Here is a 19099-nt window from a genome sequence, read left to right as displayed (position 1 = left end):
GGCGTGGGAAGAACGGCTCGCGGGTCGGCGGGACGGTGACCGTCTGGGTCACCGTGCTGGTGTCCGTCGTCGGCGGCGCGGTGGTGGTCGGTGTCGGGGTATCCGTGGCGGTGACGGTGGTGGTGTCCGTCGCGGGCGCCGTGACGGTGTCGGTCGCCACCGGCGGCGCCTCCGTCACGACGGTGGTGCCCCCGCTGCGCGAACGGTGGGTGGCCGGCGCAGCGGTGGTGGTGCTGGGGGCCGGCGCAGCCGATGAACTCGTGGTGTTGACCGACGACGGAGCCGAATGAGACATCAGTGTCATCGCGCCAATCGCCAACCCCGCCAGGACGACAACCGCCAGCGCGCCCGCGGCGACGAGTGCCGGCGGACGGCGGAACCACGGTGTCTGCGGTGGCGCAGCGGCAGCGTACGGGTCCCCATACCCGCCCTGCGATCGGTAGTTCGTGGCACGAGTCGGCTCGAAATAGAAATCGGGGTTTTCCGGCGGCTCTTGTCGTGGCATGGCCGCACACGGTAACCGCGCAAGCTGTCAGTCGGCCGTCAAGTACCGCAAGGCTTTCTGCGCCAAGAGGCGGGACATCACCGGGGTCCGCGTGACCCCCGGACCTTCACCAGCGGACGTGTCTGCGCCCGCTCGTGCCACCGCAGCCGCAGCATCAGCAGATTGCGATGTGCACGCCATCCGACCGACAGCGGGTCACGCCAAACCGGCGTACGCACCGATGATTCGCGATCACTGTCCATGACTACATTGTGCCGTGTCGGCGCAAAACCGGCAGAGCGGGCACGCCGCGTATCGATGTCGCATAGGTGAATTGCCGTCGAACTGTGACGTCTTCCTACCTTATTCGGCGGACTTGCCACGCAATTCGTGCGACAGCGCCTCGAGTTCGTCGCCGCCCGCCATTTCCTGCGTGAGGTGCTCCAAGCTGATCTCGTCGTACGTGCAGTCAAGTTTCTGCCGACCTCGGTTCAGCAGCACGAAATGGTCACCCACCATGTGCGCATGGTGCGGGTTGTGCGTGATGAACACCACACCGAAGCCGGCCTCTTTGGCGGCGGTGATGTACTTCAGCACAACGCCCGACTGCTTGACGCCGAGTGCCGCGGTCGGCTCATCGAGGATCAGCACACGCGCGCCGAAGAACACCGCACGGGCGATCGCGACGCACTGCCGCTGGCCGCCCGACAGCGAGCCGATCGGCACGTCGACGTCGGGCAGGTCGATACCCATCTTCGACAACTCCGTCAGCGTGGTCGCCCGCATCGCGTTGGAGTCCAGCATCCACGGGAAGCTCTTCTGACGAATCTCCTGACCGAGAAAAAAGTTGCGCCATACCGGCATCAACGGCACCACCGCCAGGTTCTGGTAGACCGTCGCGATGCCCTTGCTCAGCGCCTCTTTGGGCGAATTGAACTTCGTCGACTCACCGTCGACCAGTAGATCGCCGTCGGTCTGCTGATGCAGTCCGGCGATGATCTTGATCAGGGTCGACTTGCCTGCGCCGTTGTCACCGAGGATCCCGGTGACTTCTCCCGCGTGGACGCGAAGCGAGATCTCTTTGAGCGCAGTGATGTTCCCGTAGGACTTGCCGACATTCTTGAGCTCGACCAACGGCACCTTGCCGCCGGACGGGGCGTCGTGCTCGGGACGTTCCACTGTTGCGGTCACGCGTCACCTCTTCGCTGCGTAGTTGCGGAAAGCATTGTTGGCGACGACCGCGAACAGCAGCATCGCGCCCATGAAGAACTTGAACCAGTCCGGGTTCCAGCCGGCATACACGATGCCCTGTTGCACCATGCCGAAGATGAAGGCGCCGATCGCGGCGCCGATCGCGGTGCCGTACCCGCCGGTCAGCAGGCAGCCACCGATCACCGCGGCGATGATGTAGATGAACTCGTTGCCCACGCCCTGGCCGGATTGCACGGTGTTGAACGCGAACAGCAGATGCATGCCGACGAACCAGGCGGAGAACCCGACGAACATGAAGAGACCGACCTTGACCGCAGTGACCGGCACACCCACGGCGCGGGCGCTCTCCTGGTCACCACCGACCGCGAATATCCAGTTGCCGATGCGGGTCTTGAACAGTACGTACGTCGCGACGGCGGTGAACAACAGCCACCACAGAACCGTGATGCGGATGTTGACACCACCGATCGGAATGTCGGCCGAGAACACCCACTTGGCCGATTCCCAGCCCTGCATGTCGTTCACGCTCGGTGTTGCCACCTGCCCCGAGATCAGCTTGGTCACCGCGAGGTTGATGCCGGTGAGCATCAACAGCGTGCCCAGGGTGATCAGGAAGCTGGGAATCTTCGTCCGCATCACCAGGTAGCCGTTGAGGAAGCCGACCGCGAGCGCCAGGATCAACCCGAGACCCGCGCCCGCCCACAAGTTCAGGTGCAGGTTGTACGCCAGCATCGACGCCGCCAGAGAGCTGAATGTCACGGCGACGCCCGCTGACAAGTCGAACTCTCCGCCGATCATCAACAGCGCCACGGCGCAGGCCATGATCCCGATCGTCGAGCTGGCGTAGAGCACAGTTGCCAGCGCCTCGGGGCTACGGAAGGGCGGCGCCACGACCAAGAAGAAGATGAAGATCACGACAGCGCCGATCGCCGCACCCATCTCCGGCCGAATCAACAACCGCTGTATGCGGTTTCGTTCCTTGACTCGTTCGTCGTGTACGACCTTGCGATTGCCGAGATCCACTTCAGCTTGGGTAGACATCTTTTCTCTTTCCGTGATGGCTAGCGGGTACCGGACTTGGCCAGATCGGCAACGGCGTCGATGTTCGACTTGTCGATGAACGACGGACCGGTCAACGTAGCCTGACCGCCACCGATCAGGTTCTTGTTGTTCAGGTACAACCACAGCGCGTCGATGGCGAGGTATCCCTGCAGGAACGGCTGCTGATCCACCGCCCACTGCACGTCGCCCTTCTGAATGGAACCGACCAGTGCCGCGTTGGTGTCGAAGGTGACGACCTTCGCCTGACTGCCTGCGTTGCCGACCGACTGCACCGCGGCGAGCGCGATCGGCGCACCGAGGGCGACGACATGGTCGACCGACGGATCCTGCTGCAGTTTGGCCGTGATGGTCGACTCCACTGAAGGCATGTCCTTGCTGTTGACGTTCAGCAGCTCGGTCTGGCCCTTGAACCCCTGCGTCACGCCCGCGCAGCGGGATTCCAGCGCGACCTGGCCCTGCTCCTGGATGACGCAGAGCACCTTCTTCGCCCCGTCGGTGGTGAGTCGCTCGCCCGCCGCGACCCCGGCAAGTTTCTCGTCCTGGCCGAAGTACTCCTGCACGCCCATCGCCTTGAAGTTGTCGAAGCCCGAGTTGAACGCCACTACCGGGATGTTGGCCGCCTCGGCGGCTTTGACGGCCGGCGCCATCGCATCGGGCTTGGCCAGCGTCAGCGCGATGCCGTTGACCTTGCTGTCGACCGCGCTCTGCACCAGGTTGGCCTGGTTGGGCGCCTCGGGGTCGTTGGAGTAGCGCAGTTCGATGTTGTCCTTGTCCGCCGCGGCCTGGGCACCCTTACGGATGAGGTCCCAGAACGAGTCGCCGGGCACCTCGTGGGTGATCATCGCAACCGTCATGCGGGGCGTATTCGCCTGGCCGGCACCCATGCCGCCGCCGTTCTCCTGGGGCTTGCCCCCGGTCGACGAACATGACGCGATCCCGAATACGAGCACGCTCGCCCCTGCGACGGCCGCGAGCCGACTGAACCTCATTGTTTCTCCTTGCTATCGAGTGCGACGTGACACGCTCTAAGCGTCGATGTAATACGTCTCACAGCGGAAAGTCAATACTTTGTCCTGACATTAGGACTGCATATCAAATGCTAGGGTGCGTCGGTCGCATTGATACGAGAGAGGTGGCAAACACGTGACCGATTTGCAACTGGCCGTGTGCTCCGAGATGGTCTTCTCCGATATGCCCATCGTCGACCGGGTGCGGCGCATCGACGACCTCGGCTTCGCCGTCGAGATCTGGAGTTGGGATGACAAGGACCTGCACGCTCTCGCCGATACGGGTGCCCGGTTCTCCTCGATGACGGGCTACCTGCACGGTGACCTGATCGACCCGGACACCGCGGACGAAGTCGTGCGGACTGCGGAACTGAGCATCAAGGCCGCTCAAACGCTCGGCGTGCCAAGACTCAACCTCCATACCGCCGAACTCGTCGACGGGCAGGCCGCCCGGCCACGGCATCGGGCCACGGGCCAGATGTGGACGACGGCGGTGCGCACACTGGAGCGCATCGGCAAACTCGGCGCCGCCGCCGGGGTGACTTTCTGCGTGGAGAATCTCAACACCATCGTCGACCACCCCGGGATCCCGCTGGCCCGCGCCAAGGACACCCTTGCGCTCGTCGAAGCGGTTGATCATCCGAATGTCAAGATGATGCTCGATCTCTATCACGCGCAGATCGGCGAGGGAAACCTCATCGAACTGGTCCGCCGCTGTGGCGACGCCATCGGCGAGATTCAGGTTGCCGACGTACCGGGGCGCTGCGAACCGGGGACCGGGGAGATCAACTACCCGGCTATTGCCAAGGCTCTGCGCGACATCGGCTATTCGGGCACGGTTGGCCTCGAGGCATGGGCGGCTTCGGACAGCACAGCGGCGCTCGAAGCCTTCCGAGCGGTGTTCGCCGCGTAACCCCCGACGGACACACCACGGCGGGACTTCGTGTGAAATCCCCGCCGCGGCGCTGGCACGTCACGCCGTTCGGTTGGCCGTGCTGACACCAGAGCGCGAAAGCACTGGTGAAGTCGGTGTTGTGCTGGAGCCAGAGCTGGTCGTTCGTGGCACCACGCCGCTCCGCGCTAGCGGTCGACCAGCGTGGTGTCGAAGTAGTAGCGCGAGGCGCGGTAGCAGTGCGTACCGAACTCGACGGCGGTGCCCGAATCGTCGAAGGCGGTCCGGGCCATGGTGAGTAACGGCGCATTGAGCTTCTCGTCGAGCAGCCGGGCTTCGGCGCGGGTCGCGCCCTTTGCCCCGATCCGTTGCCGAGCCAATCGAATGTGCACCCCGCGGGCCCGCAATGCCTGATACAGGCCGTTGCTCTCCAGCTCCTCGGGTGCCGGCGCGATGTCGGCGGGCAGATGGTTGGTCATCACCGCCAGCGGTTCGCCGTTGGCGCAGCGAAGTCGCTGGATGGACACCACTTCACGGTCGGATGCGATGGACAGCTCGCGCGCTACCTCTTCCTCTGGATGCCCCACCTGATAGTCCAGCAGCTGGGTCGACGGCTCCTGGCCGGCCCGGACAAGATCGTCGAAGAGACTGGTCAGTTCGACCCGGCGGTGTACCGGATTCTGCACCACCTGGGTGCCGACCCCACGCTTTCGTACCAGCAGACCCTTGTCGACGAGTTCCTGGATCGCGCGCCGCGTGGTGGGCCGCGACAACGTCAACCGCTTTGCCAACGCGAGTTCGTTCTCGAACCGATCACCGGGTGACAGTTCGCCGTCACGGATCGCCGCCTCGATTGCCTGCGCGAGCTGATAGTAGAGGGGAACAGGGCTTGACCTGTCGAGCTCCACCGCCAAGGGCACGTTGACTCCGATCTCGCGCTGGGCCAGACAAAGCGTAGCTGCATACTAACACCGCATGATCGAAAGATAGAATGTCAGGACAAACTATTGACAGGGACGAGTGGCGGCGGGCACAGTCTTAGACAGCCGTTCCCTTACTCGTGGAGAGCTGACTCTTGACCAATACTGCGCACTTCGACGTACTCGCCATCGGGCGTTGCGGCGTCGACGTCTACCCACTCCAGATCGGCCGCGGTCTGCAAGATGTCGAGACATTCGGCAAGTTCCTGGGCGGCAGCGCCGCCAACGTGACTGTCGCCGCTGCCCGGTTGGGCGAGCGCGCCGGTCTCATCTCCGGCGTCGGCGCCGATCCGTTCGGAACCTTCGTCCGCGAGGAACTCGCCCGACTCGGTGTCGACAACCGGTACGTGAGTACGCACGACGAATATCCGACTCCGGTGACCTTTTGCGAAATCTTCCCACCGGACAATTTCCCGCTGTACTTCTACCGGCGGCCAAGCGCCCCTGACCTGCAGATCCAGCCGGAGCAGATCGATGCCGACGCCGTGCGCAATGCGCGGCTGTACTGGTCCACGGTCACCGGCCTGTCCGAGGAGCCAAGCCGCAGCGCGCATTTCGCGGCTTGGTCGGCGCGAGAGCGGGCACCGTTGACCGTGCTGGACCTCGACTACCGGCCGATGTTCTGGGAGTCCACCGCCGCCGCGACCGAACAGGTCCAGCGGGCGCTCGCCCACGTCACCGTTGCCGTCGGCAACCGCGAGGAATGCGAAATCGCCGTCGGTCAAACCAATCCGCACAAAGCCGCCGACGCCTTACTCGATCTCGGAGTGGAACTCGCGATCGTCAAGCAGGGCCCGCGCGGAGTGCTCGGTAAGACGAAGCACTCGTCGGTGACCGTAGCGCCCAACGATGTCGACGTCGTCAACGGCCTCGGTGCCGGAGATGCCTTCGGCGGCAGCCTTTGTCACGGCCTGCTCGCGGGCTGGCCGCTCGAGAAGACGTTGCGGTACGCCAACGCGGCCGGCGCGATCGTCGCGTCACGGCTGGAGTGCTCGACGGCGATGCCGACCGCGCAAGAGGTGGCCGCGCTCGCCGAGCAGACCGCAACGGAGGCCGTCAATGTCTGAAGCGCTGTGCACGGACTACGCCGCGATCACCGACCTACGTGCCTCCGATCCGGGTGCGGTGGCCCGGGCCTGGGACAGCCGCACCACCCGGCCCACAATCCGCGGCAACGGCCGGCTGATGATCGTGGCGGCCGACCATCCCGCACGCGGCGCGCTCGCCGTCGGCTCCCGGGCCACGGCGATGAACAGCCGCACCGACCTGCTCGACCGCTTGCGTGCCGCACTGGCCGACCCCGGAGTCGACGGCGTGCTGGCCACCTCCGACATCCTCGACGACTTGGTTCTGCTGGGCGCGCTGGAGGACAAGGTCGTGTTCTCCTCCTTCAATCGCGGAGGCCTGGCCGGCGCCAGCTTCGAGCTGGACGACCGGATGACCGGCGCGACGGCGACCTCGACCGCGGTGGCCAAGATGAACGGCGGAAAGATGCTGTGCCGCATCGCCCTCGACGATCCCGGAACCGTCGCCACCATGGCCGCCTGCGCGCAGGCGGTCGATGCACTGGCCGCGTACGGGCTGATCGCGATGCTCGAACCGTTCATGTCCTCCCGGGTGAACGGCAAGGTACGCAACGATCTGAGCCCGGATGCCGTGATCAAGTCCGTGCACATCGGCCAGGGACTCGGCGCGACCTCGGCGTATACCTGGATGAAGCTGCCGGTGGTCGACGAGATGGACCGCGTGATGGAGGCCACGACGATGCCCACCCTGCTTCTCGGCGGTGACCCGGCCGACCCGGACGAGGCGTTCGCCAGTTGGGAGAAGGCGTTGGGATTGCCGTCGGTGCGCGGCCTGATCGTCGGGCGCACACTGCTCTATCCCACCGATGACGATGTCAGCTCCGCGGTCGCGACCGCGGTCTCGATGGTGAGGTGACAATGCACAGCAAGCTGTATATCCCCGCCCGGTCGGCCACGCCACCGCTCACCGTCGACATCAGCCCGGAGTCGGCCGGTTGGACCGAATCCTCCTTGCAGGTCCTCGAACTCGACAACTCGCAGACCGCAGAGCTGAGCACGGCTGAAACCGAGGTGATGATCCTGCCGCTCGCCGGCAGCGGAATCATCGACTGCGCCGGCCAGACATTCGAACTCGCGCCGCGCGCATCGGTCTTCGACGGCCCGTCGGACATGGTTTACCTCGGCATCGACCAGACGTACGTGCTCTCCGGAGAGGGCAGGTTCGCGATCTGCGGCGCCAGGGCCACGCGGTCATTTCCCAACCGGCGGGTCGCGGCGGCCGATGTGGCTGTCGAGCTACGGGGCGCGGGCAACTGCAGCCGCCAGGTGCACAACTTCGGCACCGCAGGCGTTTTCGAGGCCGATTCGCTGATCGCCTGCGAGGTCATCACGCCGGGCGGCAACTGGTCGAGCTACCCCGCGCACAAGCATGACGAGAACACACCGACCGAGTCGGAACTAGAAGAGATCTACTACTTCGAGATCGCCGCGGGGCCGGACGGCTCGCGCGGCTTCGGCTATCACCGGGTGTACGGCACTCCCGACCGTCCGATCGAGGTGCTCGAGGAGGTGCGCACCGGCGACGTGGTGCTGGTGCCCCACGGCTACCACGGCCCCTCGGTCGCCGCACCGGGCTACCACATGTACTACCTCAACGTGATGGCCGGACCGGGCGCCGAGCGCGCCTGGAAGATCGTCGACGACCCGGTACACGCCTGGCTCCGCGGCACCTGGGACGACCAGGCCGTCGACCCCCGCCTGCCCCTTCGCATCCGCCCAATTGCCGGCTCCGCCAGCGACCCGAAAGGAGTTTGACCGTGGTCTCCACCGCTCCGAAGCGAGCCCAGAAGACAGCCGACACCGAAGCGACCGTTCGACTCACGGTGGCGCAGGCGACTATTCGGTTCCTGGGCAACCAGTACGTCGAACGCGACGGCCAACGCGCCAAGTTCTTCGCCGGCGCCTTCGGCATCTTCGGGCATGGCAACGTCGCGGGTCTCGGTCAGGCGCTGCTCCAGGATGAGGTCGAGGCGCTCGAGGCCGGCTGCCAGCCGTCTCTGCGCTATGTTCTCGGCCGCAACGAACAGGCCATGGTGCACAGCGCGGTGGCGTATGCCCGCCAGAAGGACCGGCTGCAGACGTGGGTTGTGACCGCCAGCGTCGGGCCCGGATCCACCAACATGCTGACCGGCGCCGCACTGGCGACCATCAACCGCCTGCCCGTGCTGTTGCTGCCGGCCGACACCTTCGCCACCCGGGTGAGCAGTCCCGTGCTGCAGGAACTCGAGTTGCCGTCGTCGGGCGACATCACCGTCAACGACGCATTCAAACCGCTGTCGCGCTACTTCGACCGGGTGTGGCGTCCCGAACAATTGCCCGCCGCCCTGCTCGGCGCGATGCGGGTGCTGACCGATTCCGTGGAGACCGGTGCAGCCACCGTCGCGATCCCACAGGACGTCCAGGCCGAAGCGCATGACTGGCCGGAATCGCTGTTCGCCCAACGCACCTGGCACGTGAGCCGCCCGCTGCCGGAGCGGTCCGTGATCGAGCGTGCCGCCGACGTGATCCGGTCGGCCACCAAGCCGCTGATCGTCGCGGGCGGCGGCGTCATCTACTCCGGCGCCACCGACGCACTCGCGGCGTTGTGCGAGAAGACCGGTATCCCCGTCGGCCAGAGCCAGGCGGGCAAGGGGTCACTCCCCTACGACCATCCGCAGTCGGTCGGCGCCATCGGTTCCACCGGAACCACGGCAGCCAACGCGCTGGCCACCGAGGCCGACGTCGTCATCGGGATCGGCACCCGCTACAGCGATTTCACCAGCGCGTCGCGAACGGCCTTCAACAACCCCGACGTTCGCTTCGTCAACATCAACGTGGCATCGATCGACTCGGTCAAGCAGGGCGGCGTCAGCGTCGTGTCCGATGCCCGCGAAGCGATCGAGGCGCTGGCCGTGGCACTGGGCGACTATTCCGTCCGTACCGAATATCGCAGCCGCACCGCCGAACTCGCACATGAGTGGGAAGACACGGTGTCGACCGTTTACCGGATCGACGAGGGCAAAGCGCTGAATCAGAATCAGGTGATCGGCCTGGTCAACACGCTGTCCGACCCGCGCGACGTGGTGGTGTGCGCCGCCGGTTCGATGCCCGGGGACCTGCACAAGCTGTGGCGGACCCGTGACCCGAAGGGCTACCACGTCGAGTACGGGTACTCCTGCATGGGCTACGAGATCGCCGGTGGCATCGGCGCGAAGATGGCCGAACCGGACCGCGACGTCTTCGTCATGGTCGGCGACGGCTCCTACCTGATGATGGCCACCGAACTGGTGACCGCCGTTCAGGAGAACGTGAAGGTGATCGTCGTGCTGGTGCAGAACCATGGCTTCGCCTCGATCGGCTCGCTGTCAGAAGCCCTGGGCTCCCAACGGTTCGGCACCTCCTACCGGTTCCGGACCGATGATGGGCGACTCGACGGCGCCAAGTTGCCCGTCGACCTGGCGGCCAACGCGGGCAGCCTCGGTGCGGACGTCATCCGCGTTGTCACCGCAGCCGAGTTCACCGATGCGGTCAAGGTCGCCAAGGCCAGCGACCACACCACCGTCATCCACGTCGAGACCGATCCACTGATCGTCGCACCCGACAGCGAGTCGTGGTGGGACGTACCGGTAGCGGAGGTCTCGTCGCTGGAGTCCACCCGGTCGGCGTATCAAACTTACGCGGACTGGAAGAAGATCCAGCGCCCCCTCATCCGCCCTTCCGAATCGTGAGAGGAATGACGACCCGATGAGCTCAATCCTGGTCGGCTCGGCCCCCGACTCCTGGGGAGTCTGGTTCCCCGACGATCCCAACCAGACCCCCTACACCCGCTTCCTCGACGAGGTCGCCGCATCCGGATACGAATGGATCGAGCTGGGCCCGTTCGGCTACCTGCCGACCGACCCCCAGCAGCTGTCCGACGAACTGGCCGCGCGCAATCTCAAGCTGTCCGCCGGCACGGTATTCGAGCATCTGCACCAGTCCACCTCTCGTGGCGATGACGCTTGGAACTCCGTGTGGAAGCAGATCGAGGATGTCGCGAAGCTGACGGCGGCCGTCGGCGGCAGGCACGTGGTCGTGATCCCCGAGATGTGGCGAGACCCGGCGACCGGTGTGGTGTTGGAGGACCGCAACCTCAGCTCCGAGCAATGGGCCAAGAAAACCAACGGCATGAACGAGCTCGGCAAGGCGATGTTCGAGAAATACGGCGTGCGAGCGCAGTACCACCCGCACGCCGACAGCCACGTCGACACCGAGGACAATGTCTACCGTTTCCTCGATGGCACGGACGGCGAGTTCGTCAACCTGTGCCTGGATACCGGCCACATCAGCTACTGCGGCGGGGACAACATCGCGATCATCGAGCGCGCTCCCGAACGGATCGGCTACCTGCACCTCAAGCAGGTCGATCCCGAGGTGCGGGCCAAGGTCGAGGCCGAGGATCTGCCGTTCGGCGAGGCCGTGAAGCTCGGCGCTATGACCGAACCGCCACGCGGAATCCCGGACATGCCACCGCTGCTGGCCGCCATCGAGAAGCTCGGCATCGACGTGTTCGCGATCGTCGAGCAGGACATGTATCCCTGCGAGGTCGACGCTCCCCTGCCCATCGCCCAGCGCACGCGCCAGTATCTCGGCTCATGCGGTGTCCCGTCCGTGAAATTCGCTTAGGACCAACATGTCTGATCTACGTATCGCGGTGCTTGGTGTCGGCCTCATGGGCGCCGACCACGTCGCACGCATTTCGTCCCGCATCTCCGGTGCGCAGGTGACCGTCGTCAATGACTACCTGGCGGAAAAGGCCCAACAGATCGCCGCGTCGGTCCCCGGATGCCGGGCCGTCGGCGACCCGCTCGACGCCATCGCCGATCCGGACGTTGACGCCGTCGTGCTCGCCACCCCGGGCCCCACCCACGAGAAGCAGCTGCTGGCGTGCCTCGAGCACGGCAAGCCGGTGCTTTGCGAGAAGCCGTTGACCACCGATGTCGACACCGCGCTCGCGGTGGTCAGGCGCGAGGCCGAATTGGGCAAGCGGCTGATCCAGGTCGGCTTCATGCGCCGCTTCGACCACGAGTACGCCCGGCTCAAGGCATTGCTCGACGGCGGCGAACTCGGCCGCGCACTGGTCCTGCACTGCGCTCATCGCAACCCCGCCGTGCCCGCGAACTTCGACAGCGCGATGGTGGTACGCGATTCCCTTGTCCACGAGGTCGACGTGACGCGCTTCCTGTTCGACGAGGAGATCACGTCGATCCAGATCATCAAGCCGACGGCGAACCCCGGCGCCCCGCAGAGCCTCGCTGATCCACAGATCGCCATCATGCGAACGGCTTCCGGCAGACACGTGGACGTCGAACTGTTCGTCACCACCGGAGTGGCCTACGAGGTTCGCACCGAGGTGGTAGCCGAAAAGGGCAGCGCCATCATCGGACTCGACGTCGGGCTGGTCCGCAAGAGCGCGCCGGGCACGTGGGGCGGGCAGATCACTCCCGGTTTCCGCGAGCGGTTCGGCCAGGCCTACGACACCGAGTTCCAGCAATGGGTCGACGCCGTGCGCAACGGCACCAACGTGAACGGGCCGGGGGCATGGGACGGCTACGCCGCCGCAGCCGTGTGCGAGGCCGGTGTGGAGTCGCTGAACAGTGGACTGCCGGTGGACGTGAAGATGGTCGACCGCGCCTCGATCGACGGGGCTTGACCATGAAGATCGCGCTCGACCCGACACCGTTCCACCATGACCACGAACTTCTGGAATTCCCCGCGCTGGTTGCCGAATTGGGTTACGAACACCTGCAACTCACCCCGCACCGGGACTTCATCCCGTTCTTCAACCACCCGCGTGCCGACGACGACCTGGTCGCGAAGTTCCGCAAAGCATGCGCAGACGCCGGCGTGGGCATCGCGTCGGTACTTCCGGTGCTGCGGTGGTCGGGTCCCGACGAGGACGCCCGCGAGGCTGCGGTGCGCAACTGGAAGCGGGTCGTTCAGATCACCGTCGACCTCGGAGTGAACGTCATCAACACCGAATTCTCCGGCAGGCCCGAGCGCGCCGAGGAATCCGAGCGGGCGTTCTTCCGGTCGATGGAGGAACTGGTGCCGATCTTCGAACGCGAAGGCATCGATGTCCGGATTGATCCGCACCCAGACGATTTCGTCGAGGATGGGCTCGAGGCCGTGCGTATCATCCGCGGTGTCAACTCACCCAACATCGGAATGGTCTACGTGGCCTGCCACACCTTCCATATGGGGGGCGACATGCCCGGGATCATGCGGGCCGCGGGCGACAAGCTTCGACTGGTGCACGTTGCCGACACCATGGACCACCACCGCAGTCACGGGTTGCGCTACATCACCAATCCGCCGGGCAACGCCGCCCGGGTGCACCAGCACCTCAAGATCGGCGACGGCGATGTCGACTGGGACCAGTTCTTCTCCGGCCTTGCGGAAATCGGGTTCTATGACCGTCCCGATACCGTGATGGTGTCGTCGGTCTTCGCCGAGGACGAGAACGCCCACGAGGTGTCGCGTTACCAACTCAACACCATGACCGATTACATCTCGAAGTACGGAAAGTGACCACGACATGAGCCAGGCCAAGACAATTCAGCATTGGAAGAACAACGAGGCATTCACAGGCGACAGCGCCGACACCGCCGCGGTGACGAATCCGGCGTCGGGTGAGGTGACCGGTGAGGTGGTGTTGGGCAGTGTGGCCGATGCGCGGGCAGTGATCGATGCCGCGGCGGCGGCGTTCCCGGCGTGGCGGGACACCTCGCTGGCCAAACGCACCGCGATCCTGTTCAAATTCCGGGAACTGCTCAACGAACGCAAGGGCGAGTTGGCCGAGATCATCACCAGCGAGCACGGCAAGGTCGTCTCCGACGCGCTCGGCGAGGTCAGCCGCGGCCAGGAGGTCGTCGAGTTCGCCTGCGGCATCCCGCATCTGCTCAAGGGCGGGTTCACCGAGAACGCCTCGACCAAGGTCGACGTCTACTCGATCCGCCAACCCCTCGGGCCGGTCGCGGTCATCTCCCCGTTCAACTTCCCCGCCATGGTGCCGATGTGGTTCTTCCCCATCGCCATCGCCGCGGGTAACGCCGTGGTGCTCAAGCCCTCGGAGAAGGATCCCTCGGCCTCGCTGTGGCTGGCCGCGCTGTGGGCCGAAGCCGGCCTGCCCGCCGGGGTGTTCAACGTCCTGCAGGGCGACAAGACCGTGGTCGACGAACTGCTGACCAACCCGGCGATCAAATCGGTGTCCTTCGTCGGATCCACCCCGATCGCCCAATACGTCTACACCACCGCCACCGCCGCCGGCAAACGCGTCCAGGCCCTGGGCGGGGCCAAGAACCACGCGGTGATCCTGCCCGACGCCGACCTGGACCTGGCCGCCGACGCCATGGTCAACGCCGGCTTCGGCTCCGCCGGCGAGCGCTGCATGGCGATCTCGGCGTGTGTGGCCGTCGGCCCCATCGCCGACGACCTGATCGCCAAAATCACCGAACGCACCACCGGCCTCAAAATCGGTGACGGCACCAAAGACTCCGACATGGGCCCGCTGGTCACCAAGGCCCACCGCGACAAAGTCGCCTCCTACATCGACGCCGGGGAAGCCGACGGCGCCAAAATCGTCGTCGACGGCCGCGGGGTGCAGGCCGACGGCAGCGCCGAGGGATTCTGGCTCGGGCCCACGCTCATCGATCACGTCACCCCCGAGATGAGCGTCTACACCGACGAGATCTTCGGCCCCGTGCTGTCGGTCGTGCGGGTGCAAACCTACGACCAGGCCCTGGAGTTGATCAACAACAACCCCTACGGCAACGGCACCGCCATCTTCACCAACGACGGCGGCGCGGCCCGGCGCTTCCAGAACGAGGTCGAGGTCGGCATGATCGGCATCAACGTGCCCATTCCCGTCCCGATGGCCTACTACAGCTTCGGCGGCTGGAAAGCCTCCCTCTTCGGCGACACCCACGCCCACGGCACCGAAGGCGTCCACTTCTTCACCCGCGCCAAGGCCATCACCAGCCGCTGGCTCGACCCCAGCCACGGCGGCATCGAACTCGGCTTCCCGCAGAACCAGTAGCCACTACTCCGCGAGCGTGCGTGTCTGCGGGCGACACGCCGATGTTTTCCGTACAACACGCACGCTCGTGTGCCCCTGAGGAGGCTTCGACGCTGACGAAACCACGACTCGTCGCCACCGCTTGGAGCAGTGCCGGTGACATCTCGCCGTTGTGTAGCCCGGCCACCAGTCCGGTGCCCATCGCCGAGCGGGTGGAAGCCATCGCCGACGCCGGCTTCGATGGGCTCGGCTTGATCGCCGACGATCTCATCGCGATCCGCGACAGCATCGGGTTCCAAGGGCTGCGAGGACTGATCTCGAACGCCGGCCTCTCCCACGTCGAGATCGAACTCCTAGAGCGGTGGTGGATTCCCCGTGGCGATCCTGGACACTCCTACGAAGTCCGCGACCTGCTGTTCGAGGCGGCCGACCTACTTACGCCTGCCCAGATCAAGATCGGCTCGGAGAACGGGCCGGCGACGTCAGAACCGTTGGCTCTCGCCGCGCCGCTGCGTGAACTCGCCGAACAGGCGGCAGCACACGGGACCCGGGTAGCCATCGAGACGATGCCGTTCTCGGCCATCGCCACGGTTTCGATGGGTGCGGAGATCGTTGCTGCGGCAGCTCATCCGGCCGCCGGCCTGTTCATCGACGCCTGGCACGTCTTCCGCGCCGGCACCACGCTTCCCGAGCTGCGGGCCGCTTTGCGGCCGGAGATGATCTTCGGCGTCGAACTCGATGATGCCGACGCAACGGTTGTCGGCACACTGGTCGAGGACACGGTCCACCACCGAATGCTCTGCGGCGAAGGATCTTTCGACCTCGCCGGCTTCGTCACACTGCTGAACGATCTCGGCTTCGGCGGGCCGTGGGGCGTGGAGATACTGTCCACGTCCTACCGCGCACTGCCGGTCAGTGATGCCCTCAAGCTTGCCGCGGATTCGGCGTCGACAATTCTCGAAGCGTTCGTCTAGCCCGGCGCCGACGTCGAGCGGCGGATACTCAATGTCGGCTGGTGCAGATAGATCCGCTGCGGCGCAGTGCCGCCCTCCAAGCGCTGCAGCAGGAACTTGGCGGCTTGTGCTCCGACGGCGAAGTTTCCGTTGTCCACCGACGTCAGCGAAAGATGCCGAATGCGCGCCAGATACGTGTCGTCGTAGCCGACCAGCGAAAGATCTTGCGGGACCAGAAGGTCACGGTCATCTGCCGCCGACAGTGCACCGACACATGCCACATCGTTGAACGCCAGGAGCGCGCTCGGCCGATCGGCCCGGTCGAGAAACCGGCCGGTCGCGGCATACCCGCCCTCCTCGGTCATGCCCGATATCTCGGTCATCGCGAAGCCGGCCAATCCCGCCGCGGTCATCTCCGCTTCGAACCCCCTGCGCCGCAATGACCCGACGATGCCGGGACCCACCAGATGACCTATCCGCCGGTGTCCGAGCTCGATCAGGTGCCGTGTCGCCAACCGGGCACCGGCGATGTCGTCGTCGGCAGCGATGTCGACGCGCGGTAGGTTCGGTTCGTGCGTGCCCGCCAGCACCACCGGCATTTCGCGTGCTGCGCGCTCGATCGCCGCACCTGACTCGGTGGTGCCCACCACCACCAGACCGTCGACACGTTGACCGAGCAGGCGCTCCACGGTGTCCCTGCCAACGCGCTGATCCAGGTGACTGTCGGCCAGCAGTGGCGCGATTCCGACGGCGTCGAGCGTGGTGGTCAACCCCTCCAGCAGCGACACGAACCACGGGTTGCGGAGATCGTTGAGCAGCACGCCGACCGTCCCGGTGCGGGCCTCGGACAACCCTCTGGCGATCTGGTTGGTTCGGTAACCGAGATCCGCCATCGCCGCCTGCACCGCGTCGCGCCGTTCCGCGCTGACATTGGCCTCGCCCCGGATCACTCTGGACACCAACGATTTGGACACACCCGCATGCGCCGCGACGTCGCGAATGGTCGCGGGTCGGCGGGTCTCACCTCCGGCAGACATCGCAGACAGCATATTGATCCTTCACCCGTTTCCCCGTACTGTAGCCGAGACGGCTGGGACCGGTCCACGTTTGTCCCATGCATCGACGGCTCGGTGGACTACGAGGAATGACAGATGACCCAGCGACGAGACCCGCGCCTATTGGCGGGAATGGTCGGCGGCGGCGACGGCGCCGACATCGGCAAGACGCACCGCCACGCCATGCGACTCGACGATCACTTCACCCTGACCGCCGGCGTCTTCGGCCAAGACACCACGTCCTCGGCCCGGATGGCGGAGCGCCTCGGGATCGTCCCCGAGCGGACCTACGCGGACTATCGCCGGATGGCCGCCGCCGAGGCGGCGCGATCGGACGGGGTCGACGTGGTGGTGGTTGCCACGCCGAACGACTCCCACTTCGAAATCGCGAGCACCTTTCTGCGGGCCGGCATCTCGGTCGTGTGCGAGAAGCCACTGACCGGTGATTCGCGCTCTGCCGCCGAACTCGTCTCGATAGCCGAATCCGGCGGCGTGATCCTCGCTGTCCCACATTGCTATTCGGCCTATGCGATGGTGCGCCACGCGGCCAGATTGGTCCGCGACGGCGAATTGGGCCAGATCCGGTTCGTCGCGGTCGAACACGCGTCGGGTTGGGCCTCGACGCCACTGGAACTCGGCGGCCACAAGCAGGCACTGTGGCGAACCGACCCGAACATCACCGGGATGGCCGGCGTCGTGGCCGATCTCGGTACCCACGCCTTCCATCTGCTGCGCTACATCACCGGCCTGGAGGCCGACGCGGTCTCCGCCGAGATGTCCACCCTGGTGCCCGGCCGTCGCACCTACGACAACGCGACCGTTCGACTGCGACTGGCGAACGGCGCACCGGCCACCGTGTGGGCCAGCATGGCGGCCACCGGTAACGAGCATGGTCTTCGCATCCGGGTGTTCGGTGAGACAGCATCGCTGGAGTGGCGTCACGAGAATCCACAGCACTTGGTGGTGCGAGACCTCAACGGCGCCAAGTCCATTCTGGCGCAAGGCATGCCGACGCTGTCCGACGACGCGGCCCGGCTGACCCGGCCCGGTCTGGGGCATCCGGAGGGCTTCCTGGAGGCATTCGCCAACTTCTACCTCGACCTCGCCGATCAACTGCGGGCGCGACGCGACGGCGGCGTCCACGTCGAGCGTGAATTGTCCATCCCGACCGGAATCGACGGTCTGGTCGGCGTGCAGTTCGTCGAGGCTGTCGAGCAGTCCCACAACCGTGACGGCGCATGGGTGGTTCCCGGATTCGCCGTGCTCGGTGTCTGAGAAGTACCGAATCGCCCTCGTGGGGGCCGGTTTCATCGGCGGCGTGCACGCCGCCAATCTGGCCGCCCATCCTGAGGTCGACTTCGCTCTGGTCTACGACGTGGACGCCGACAGGGCTACGGCGTTGGCGGAGCGCTACGGCGCCCGGGCCGCCGTCGCTGAGAATGACGTGTTCGACCGCGACCGGATCGACGCGGTATTGATCGCCTCGTCCACCGATACCCACGCGGGTCACCTACACAGCGCCGCAGCGGCCGGCATCGCGACGCTCTGCGAGAAGCCGATCGACCTCGACCTCGACTGCGCCGCCGCGGTGGTCGCCGCGGTACAGCGGGCAGGCATCCTGGCCATGGTCGACTTCAACCGCCGCTTCGACCGCGACTACGCCGAACTGCACCGCGTGGTCAGCTCGGGCGAGGTGGGCGACGTCCACCTGATTCAGATGACGACCCGCGGACCGACGTTGCCGCCGCTCAGCTACCTCGCGGTGTCGGGCGGACAGATGCGCGACCAAACTGTCCACTTCTTCGACTTGGCCCGCTGGATCGCCGCCGCCGACCCGGAGGCGGTGTTCGCCACGGGCTCAACGGTCATCGACCCGAGCCTGGCCGATCTCGGCGACGTCGACCTGTCCGCGGTGACGTTGCGGCTGCCCGGCGGCGCGCTGGTCCAGATCGACAGTGCGCGCCAGATCGGCTACGGCTACGACGAACGCATCGAGGTGCTGGGTTCGACCGGGTTGGTGGAGGCCCGCAGGCACCGAACCGGCTCGGTCTCGCGTTACGGCCGCGGTCAGGTCGCCGACGACGGAATGCACGCCGGGTGGTTCGAGCGGGTATCGGCCAGCTACCGCTCGTCGCTCGACCACTTCGTTTCGGCCCTGCAGAATCGGAGTCCGGTCGGGCCGACGTTATCGGAGGCGCTGAAGGCCCAGGCGATCGCGGAGGCCGCCACACGGTCCTTGGGCAGCGCGAAACTGGAGCCCGTCAGGTATCCCGCCGGCAGCGCCTGACTCGAAAATCCAGATCTCGCGCGCGCTCGCGTTCGATTGACGAGGAT

The 19099-nt window shown here is 65.9% G+C and carries 19 protein-coding genes; 13 read left to right on the top strand and 6 right to left on the bottom strand.

The features are described from left to right. The first annotated feature begins 35 nt into the window (after window positions 1-35). Window positions 36-290: a hypothetical protein gene (locus ACVWWN_RS17630; RefSeq protein WP_457145010.1), complete on the top strand. Its 255-nt coding sequence runs from the start codon at window positions 36-38 to the stop codon at window positions 288-290. A 292-nt stretch (window positions 291-582) separates the two neighbouring features. Here ACVWWN_RS17630 and ACVWWN_RS17625 read toward each other — a convergent pair whose 3' ends face one another. From ACVWWN_RS17625 to ACVWWN_RS17610, 4 genes are all read right to left on the bottom strand, one after another. Then, complete coding sequence (locus tag ACVWWN_RS17625) at window positions 583-747, bottom strand: hypothetical protein (protein ID WP_457145009.1); 165 nt, start codon at window positions 745-747, stop codon at window positions 583-585. A 100-nt stretch (window positions 748-847) separates the two neighbouring features. Further along, complete coding sequence (locus ACVWWN_RS17620) at window positions 848-1675, bottom strand: ATP-binding cassette domain-containing protein (RefSeq protein WP_457145008.1); 828 nt, start codon at window positions 1673-1675, stop codon at window positions 848-850. A 3-nt stretch (window positions 1676-1678) separates the two neighbouring features. Next, the gene (locus ACVWWN_RS17615) at window positions 1679-2737 is read right to left on the bottom strand and encodes an ABC transporter permease (protein ID WP_457145007.1); all 1059 of its coding nucleotides are present in this window, start codon (window positions 2735-2737) and stop codon (window positions 1679-1681) included. A 20-nt stretch (window positions 2738-2757) separates the two neighbouring features. Further along, a complete protein-coding gene (locus ACVWWN_RS17610; RefSeq protein ID WP_457145006.1) occupies window positions 2758-3747 on the bottom strand; it encodes a substrate-binding domain-containing protein in 990 nt (329 codons plus the stop codon). Window positions 3748-3934: 187 nt separating this feature from the next. Between ACVWWN_RS17610 and ACVWWN_RS17605 the strand changes: the two genes are divergently transcribed. Beyond that, entirely contained in the window at window positions 3935-4678 is a 744-nt protein-coding gene (locus tag ACVWWN_RS17605) for a TIM barrel protein (protein WP_457149171.1), read from the top strand. Between the two features lie 167 nt (window positions 4679-4845). Here the strand turns inward: ACVWWN_RS17605 and ACVWWN_RS17600 are convergent, their stop codons facing one another. After that, window positions 4846-5577 carry a GntR family transcriptional regulator gene (locus ACVWWN_RS17600; protein WP_457145005.1) on the bottom strand — a complete coding sequence of 244 codons (732 nt, stop codon included), beginning with the start codon at window positions 5575-5577 and terminating at the stop codon, window positions 4846-4848. A 155-nt stretch (window positions 5578-5732) separates the two neighbouring features. Between ACVWWN_RS17600 and iolC the strand changes: the two genes are divergently transcribed. Genes iolC through ACVWWN_RS17555 form a run of 9 tightly spaced genes read left to right on the top strand, consistent with a single transcriptional unit; the run spans window position 5733 to window position 15731 of the window. After that, window positions 5733-6704, top strand: coding sequence for a 5-dehydro-2-deoxygluconokinase (gene iolC / locus ACVWWN_RS17595; RefSeq protein WP_457145004.1), 972 nt, complete (start codon window positions 5733-5735; stop codon window positions 6702-6704). Beyond that, window positions 6697-7578, top strand: coding sequence for a Cgl0159 family (beta/alpha)8-fold protein (locus ACVWWN_RS17590; protein WP_457145003.1), 882 nt, complete (start codon window positions 6697-6699; stop codon window positions 7576-7578). The genes iolC and ACVWWN_RS17590 overlap by 8 nt, the downstream gene beginning before the upstream one ends. A gap of 2 nt (window positions 7579-7580) precedes the next feature. Next, window positions 7581-8477, top strand: coding sequence for a 5-deoxy-glucuronate isomerase (gene iolB, locus ACVWWN_RS17585; RefSeq protein WP_457145002.1), 897 nt, complete (start codon window positions 7581-7583; stop codon window positions 8475-8477). A gap of 2 nt (window positions 8478-8479) precedes the next feature. Next, window positions 8480-10429, top strand: coding sequence for a 3D-(3,5/4)-trihydroxycyclohexane-1,2-dione acylhydrolase (decyclizing) (gene iolD, locus ACVWWN_RS17580; protein ID WP_457145001.1), 1950 nt, complete (start codon window positions 8480-8482; stop codon window positions 10427-10429). A 16-nt stretch (window positions 10430-10445) separates the two neighbouring features. Continuing rightward, window positions 10446-11366, top strand: coding sequence for a sugar phosphate isomerase/epimerase family protein (locus ACVWWN_RS17575; RefSeq protein WP_457145000.1), 921 nt, complete (start codon window positions 10446-10448; stop codon window positions 11364-11366). A gap of 7 nt (window positions 11367-11373) precedes the next feature. Continuing rightward, window positions 11374-12393, top strand: a complete 1020-nt coding sequence (locus ACVWWN_RS17570; protein WP_457144999.1) for a Gfo/Idh/MocA family protein — start codon at window positions 11374-11376, stop codon at window positions 12391-12393. A 2-nt stretch (window positions 12394-12395) separates the two neighbouring features. Beyond that, window positions 12396-13271, top strand: coding sequence for a sugar phosphate isomerase/epimerase family protein (locus tag ACVWWN_RS17565; RefSeq protein WP_457144998.1), 876 nt, complete (start codon window positions 12396-12398; stop codon window positions 13269-13271). 7 nt (window positions 13272-13278) lie between these two features. Further along, on the top strand, window positions 13279-14778 hold the full coding sequence (locus tag ACVWWN_RS17560; protein WP_457144997.1) for a CoA-acylating methylmalonate-semialdehyde dehydrogenase: 1500 nt from the start codon (window positions 13279-13281) through the stop codon (window positions 14776-14778). A 20-nt stretch (window positions 14779-14798) separates the two neighbouring features. After that, window positions 14799-15731, top strand: a complete 933-nt coding sequence (locus tag ACVWWN_RS17555; protein WP_457144996.1) for a sugar phosphate isomerase/epimerase family protein — start codon at window positions 14799-14801, stop codon at window positions 15729-15731. Here the strand turns inward: ACVWWN_RS17555 and ACVWWN_RS17550 are convergent. Beyond that, entirely contained in the window at window positions 15728-16747 is a 1020-nt protein-coding gene (locus tag ACVWWN_RS17550) for a LacI family DNA-binding transcriptional regulator (protein ID WP_457144995.1), read from the bottom strand. The genes ACVWWN_RS17555 and ACVWWN_RS17550 overlap by 4 nt on opposite strands. A gap of 114 nt (window positions 16748-16861) precedes the next feature. Here ACVWWN_RS17550 and ACVWWN_RS17545 point away from each other — a divergent pair, with 114 nt between their 5' ends. Next, window positions 16862-18040 (top strand): Gfo/Idh/MocA family protein, encoded by a 1179-nt coding sequence (locus ACVWWN_RS17545; RefSeq protein WP_457144994.1) that lies wholly within the window; start codon window positions 16862-16864, stop codon window positions 18038-18040. Next, on the top strand, window positions 18033-19052 hold the full coding sequence (locus ACVWWN_RS17540; protein ID WP_457144993.1) for a Gfo/Idh/MocA family protein: 1020 nt from the start codon (window positions 18033-18035) through the stop codon (window positions 19050-19052). Before ACVWWN_RS17545 ends, ACVWWN_RS17540 begins: the two co-directional genes overlap by 8 nt. The last annotated feature ends 47 nt before the right edge of the window (window positions 19053-19099 follow it).

The organism is Mycobacterium sp. URHB0021 (assembly GCF_054057895.1).
The sequence above is the reverse complement of the archived record's forward strand: the minus strand, read 5'-3'. Positions and strand labels throughout refer to the sequence as shown.